This is a genomic window from Vibrio sp. M260112 (assembly GCF_036533775.1).
GTDB lineage: Bacteria > Pseudomonadota > Gammaproteobacteria > Enterobacterales > Vibrionaceae > Vibrio.
The window spans coordinates 1-5031 of the sequence record NZ_JATABH010000089.1 but is presented as its reverse complement, the minus strand read 5'-3'; the positions used below and the strand labels follow the sequence as shown (position 1 = coordinate 5031).

General features: G+C 40.2%; 1 protein-coding gene. It reads left to right on the top strand.

Annotated features, from left to right (window positions below):
• Window positions 1–523: 523 nt before the first annotated feature.
• Window positions 524–5031 (top strand): FG-GAP-like repeat-containing protein (locus tag QTN95_RS19610; protein ID WP_331418683.1); only part of this gene is annotated, 4508 nt, incomplete at its 3' end.

Here is a 5031-nt window from a genome sequence, read left to right as displayed (position 1 = left end):
CTTGAGATGTTATAACGCTCAAGTTGGTGAGGCACTGGCAAATGTCAAAGCAATGAACAAAGTCATAGGACTAGGTATGCCTGTTAGAAGCTAACGGCTAGTCATATATGGCGTCGTTGATCTTCAAGCTGATTTGATCAACAACGCCGCGGATATCTACAAGTGGGCGCTAAACACAATCACTGATACAAGTAAGTCCAATCATATTAACTTTATCTATAACGAAGAAAATGCATCGGGTATACATAAACTCACGCAAATAATTTACGTTGGAGGTAAAGTCGATTTTGTTTACGAAGTTCGAGGAGATAGCACGTTTCAGTACCTTGAAGGTAAGTTACTTAGAAAAACAGAGAGACTCAAAGAAATAAAGGTATTTGATAGTGTAGACAATAATATTGGTAATTATAGACTAACTTATCAACTCTCTAGTGCCACTTCTAGAAGCCGACTTTCCAGCGTCGACTATTGTACTAATGGACTATGTTCTAGCGATATCCGCTTTGAATGGAATGAACGCGATGTGGTAGAACTGCAAGGGTCCAACAATACAGGTTTAACAAACCCAAGATATATAGAAACTAATGGTTCAGGTTTTGCGATTGCTTATGGGGAAGTCAGTCGTAATTCTAATAACATAATGTCTGTATTAGATCTAAATGGTCGCGTTCGACCAAATATTAGGTCATTCAGTGTACATGGGAGTATAACCTCCCCCTCCATTGCATTAAATATCTGCCCTATCAATACAGCAAGAGCTTATAGTCAAGGTAATGGCCAATATGGTACTTATTGTCAATTCAACTCTTGTTCTGGTAATAGCTGTAAATATGGTTCTAATGGAGTTAATTACGGTGATTTTGATGGTGATGGCGATGAAGAACGTATAACAGGCTATTCTAGTATTGATATCAATGGTGATGGTATCGATGATTTACATAAGTTTGATATTCCTGGTGGTAACTACCGTTACCGAATTAGTCAGCAGGGGTCTTGGTTGACTCTTCCATCTGCTGGTGGCCGCATTTTAAAGTCTTTTACTGATATCAACAATGATGGTTATCTGGATGCTGTTATGGGGTCTTCTAATGCTCAAGGAAACCTTTATGTCCACTTGTTTAACGGAATAACATTTAATCCTCCAATCTTTATTAATCACAGTGTGTCTCATCAAAGTGATGTTTACTTTGCTGATTTAAACAATGATGGGTATCCGGAGTTAGGCTATGGTCGTTATTTTTACAAAAACAATCGAAACAATAGTTTCTCAAATAGTATATTCCTTGATGCAGGAGCAAAAATATACTCAGTGCAAGATGTTAACGGTGATGGATGGGTTGATGTTATTACTCGTGAAAATGGAAAAAATGTTAAAGCACGGATTCGGTATTCTACAGCTCAAGAGCAGGACAAAATAATCACGTTTTCTGAAGTAGGTATCGATTATACAGTGACTTACCTGCATGCTTCTACGGGGGTTTATTCTACACATGTATCTAGCTCAGATATAGCAACAGCAGTGCCTTATACTGAACCAGGGCAAGGGGTTGTTTCCTATCCATATAAAGTGGTTACGCCAAATCGTTATTTAGTATCTAGTGTTATTAAATCCCCTAAGGGCTACATGCCTACAACTTATACTTATCGCTATGAAGAGGCCAAAAAGCATCTTAGAGGAGGTGGTTTTTTAGGTTTTAAAACTATTACAGAAACCGAAAATGCTGACGTGGTTACTGTAACTAAAACTACGTTTGAGCAAGATCGGCTTGAAGTGGCTGGTCGACCATTAGCTGTTGAAGTACAAAAAAACGGTAAGAAAGTTTCAGAGGTAAACTATCAGTATAAACAGCATACGCGTGAAGGCTACAGTGCTAATTATTATCAAGTTTACCCTGAACAAGTTGTTGATATTAAATTTGGGTTAGGCAGTGATGTTGCCGAAAGAATAGAAACTACAACGCGTGAATTAGATCGTTTTGGTAACGTACTTAGTGAAACATCGGTCGTATCCAGTGATATAGAAGGAGCTGGTCAGTTTACCTCCACTAAAAAGTCTGATTATCTTTCAACTAATTTTAGCGAATCAGGCGACAATTTTTGGAAAATCGGCGCAGCGATAAATTTGATCTCAACTCTCACAGATAATACGACCAATCTTACTCGTCACGTTAATAATACCTACAATTATGATAGTCGCGGTTATTTAACTCAAAGCACGGAGATGAGTTCAGACTACGAGCGCACTGATGATATTTCTACTAGGGGTAAAACTATTACCAATCGTTATAGCTATGACCAGTGGGGAAATATTGTATCACAAACTATTGAGGGCACAGATCTTCCTGCGCGAACTTCGACTACTCAGTATGACAATCAAGGTTTATATATAACCACATCGACAAATGCGTTAGGGCATACGACCACTAGCAAGTTTAACGTACGAGGAAAGCTAATAGAATCAGTTAGTGCGCTAAAAAATAGGACTACAAGTTTTGACTATGATTCTTTTGGGCGTGTAATTAGTGAAACTCTACCAGGAGTGGACAACATCAAAACTACTCAATATCGGCTTGGTTCACAGTGTAGGGGGCAGGATGAGCGCTCTTCAAGTAAGAGTGTTAGCTGTGTGACGATCAATTCTGCATCTGGAGGCGAAGTGAGATTGTACTTCGATTATGCAGGTAGAGAGGTGCGTAGGTTTCGTACTAGTTTTGATGGTCAGTTAATTGTGGTTGATACCACTTGGGACCGCAATGGGCGTAAACTCAGTGTGACTCGGCCACACTTTTTTGACCCACGGGGGTATACAATGGCTCCTTCTGTCAGGTTTACTTATGACGCCTTAGATCGTGAGGTAACCAAGCAAGAGCCTACCAGTGATGGTGGAATCGCAAACTTTACAACTGCTTATGAAGGTTACACGACTAGTGTTACCGATGCTCGAGGATTTATTCGTAGCACAGTGACCAACGTTATGGGCTACATACTGCGTAAAGATGAACCGCTCGGAGCTTATCAAACGTATCAGTATTACCCTGATGGGAAGCTTAGAGCGACTATCGATTCAAATGGCAACACAACACAAATTCGATACGATAATTTAGGGCATCGTAGCTACCTTAATGACCCGGATCTCGGCCAATGGTCATACACTTACAACGCGGCGGGTGAGTTGATCTATAAGCGTGATGCAAAAGGTACGATAACAACTATTGAGTACGATCTTTTGGGCCGTAAGATAAGTCAGACGGTAGACGGCAAAGTTTCAAGTTGGCGATATGACGAACGTGGTGCACTAGGAACGTTATCAGGTTTTTCTGGAAACGGTAGTGAAACCGATTATTACTACAACGAATCTGGTTTAACCGAAGAAATTGCTGTAGAAGTCAACAACGAAAAATTCAGCACTAACTACTTTTACGACATGTATGAGCGAATTTCTCGAGAGGTACGTCCTAATGGAATAGTTACCTCTTTAGCTGGGTCTGTGGCGCAAGTAGCTAACATCAATAGTGGTCAGAGGTTGGCTATTGAGTATGTATATAATCCAAATGGTTATATATCTGCTGTTCGTAGCCCGAAAAACTATGCGGATGACGTTTTTACTAGTGCGAGTTTCCGTGAAGGTATCAGACAGCTTCTTGATCAAGCGGTTGCTTTGGCCAGCGAGTATTTAGCTAAAGCAGAGCGCTACCTTAATCAAAGAATCTTTTATGCATCAGAAGGAGCACGGTACTATACTAAAAATATTAGGCGGTACTACGTTATAAATGAAGTTTTATTGGCAATGCAACGTGATGGTGATCGCTTCAAACTTTATTGCACCGATCAGTTTGAATGTTACTTGCGGCCAATAAAATGGGCCGTGATAGCAGGCGATGTTTCAATTCCACTCAAGTTGATTTCACAAGATAAGATATATAGATTTATCTATGTCGCGGATTATTCAGTTATAAGGCCAGCTTCGAAAGAAGAGTTTGCCTCTAAGTCATTCACTCGTTTCGATGAGCTGTTATTGATTGAAGATCGATACGGTTATTATCGTGATCACTTTCTAGTTAGTACTAGCGAAGGTTTCGTTGATGATCAAACAAAAAGCGAGCTAAGTTTTACTTCAAATGATTTGGCTGAGGCAGAAAGTATAGCTAGTTCGCGTTATAAGAGTTATCGTGATTTAGCTTATGATTTGTTTGGTTTGGCTTTAAAAGTAGCAGATCTAAGTGGTGTGTACTGCGAATACGCTAACCAACTTGGTGGTAATCAGTTAGATTATAATCAACGTTCTAGGTGCCAGAATACTCAAGAATCAAGTCAGGCTGATCATTTGGCCCTTATCCTCACTCAGTCAGAGTTAGAGGAATCAATAAACAACCCTGCATATATCTACTATTGGCAGCGACGTGAAACGGATGCTTATGACCACACTTTGTCTGAAACTTTAGGTAATGGTCTGGTTAACACTTATAACTACGATGCTAATACTGCGCGCCCTAGCTTCATAACCACACATAAGGCTAATGTTCTATTTGATCCTCATTTATCTGGTAGCAAGGCAAAAGGGCGTAATTTGCGTTCGATTCAATACCGCTACGATAGCCACAACAACGTGACTTATCGTTATGATGATCAGCTTGGAATTACAGATACATGGCAATATGATGCTTTGGATCGTGTGAGCAGTAACAGTGTGTCACTATCGAACCCCGCCGAATATGGAGTGGGCAGTCCAGACTTTGCTGGTACATTCAATTATCAATACGATAACTTGGGTAACTTGATATTTAAGACCGGTATTGGTGACTATGTTTATAGCGCTCAACAAGCTGGGCCGCATGCGGTAACCAAAGCCAATGGTTTAAATTACCAGTATGATGCTAACGGCAATATGCTACGTGCACGAGCGGATAACAGTACCGAGAATGAGCGTGAACTCGAATGGACTGAATTTAACAAGCCGAGCAAAATCACCCGTAACGGCAAGACCGTCGAATTCTATTATGATGCTAACCATAACCGTTATCTGAAAAAGAA